The organism is Vibrio sp. 10N.261.52.A1, from assembly GCF_002876325.1.
GTDB lineage: Bacteria > Pseudomonadota > Gammaproteobacteria > Enterobacterales > Vibrionaceae > Vibrio > Vibrio chagasii.
On the sequence record NZ_MCYD01000941.1, the window covers coordinates 1 to 978 of the forward strand.

A 978-nucleotide genomic window follows, 5' to 3' on the forward strand; every position below is an offset into this window, starting at 1 on the left:
ATTCATAATGTATTCCATTTGTTACTCGACACCGTGTGTGGAATTTTGCACAATCATTTCAATTCACATTTAGGTCGATAGACCCCAACAAAAGTACTCGCCAAATGAAAATCTTAATCGACGAAAACATGCCTTATGCTGAAGCGCTTTTTAGCCAGCTAGGTGAAGTGACAATGAAGTCTGGTCGCACATTAACTACGGACGATCTGGTTGACGTAGACGCACTGATGATTCGCTCTGTCACTAAGGTGAACGAAGAATTAATTAGCAAAGCCAATAAACTGAAGTTTGTTGGCACTGCAACGGCGGGTATGGATCACGTCGACCAAGAATTGATGAAAGAGCGTGGCATTTTCTTTACTGCGGCACCGGGCTGTAACAAGGTGGGTGTGGCTGAATATGCGTTCAGTGCGATGATGGTTCTTGCGCAGCAACAAGGCTTCTCTGTGTTTGATAAAACAGTCGGTATTATTGGCTGTGGTCAGGTGGGTAGCTACTTAGCAAAATGCCTTGAAGGTATTGGTATTAAGGTTCTACTGAACGACCCTCTAAAACAGCAAGAAGGTGACACTCGTGAATTCACTGAATTAGAAACTCTGCTTGAACAATCAGACGTGATCACCCTGCATACCCCGATCACGAGAACGGGTGAGTTCCCAACTCATCATTTAATCAACGAACAAGTGCTTAATAATTTACGTGCTGACCAGATCCTAATTAACGCAGCTCGCGGCCCTGTGGTTGATAACCAAGCACTCAAAGCTCGTCTGCAAAAAGCTGATGGCTTCACCGCCGTCCTTGATGTATTTGAGTTTGAACCTGAAGTGGACATGGAGTTGCTCCCTTTACTTGCTTTCGCAACACCTCACGTAGCGGGCTACGGTCTAGAGGGCAAAGCACGCGGCACTACGATGATCTTTAACAGCTATTGTGAGTTCTTGGGTAGTGAAAAACGAGCTTACGCGAGCGATCTATTGC

Annotated in this window: 1 protein-coding gene; it reads left to right on the plus strand. The window is 45.4% G+C overall.

The genetic code is table 11. The features are described 5' to 3' along the window. Positions 1-104: 104 nt before the first annotated feature. Positions 105-978, plus strand: an 874-nt coding sequence (locus BCT81_RS20415) for a 4-phosphoerythronate dehydrogenase (RefSeq protein WP_102425627.1), incomplete at its 3' end; no start/stop codon positions are given.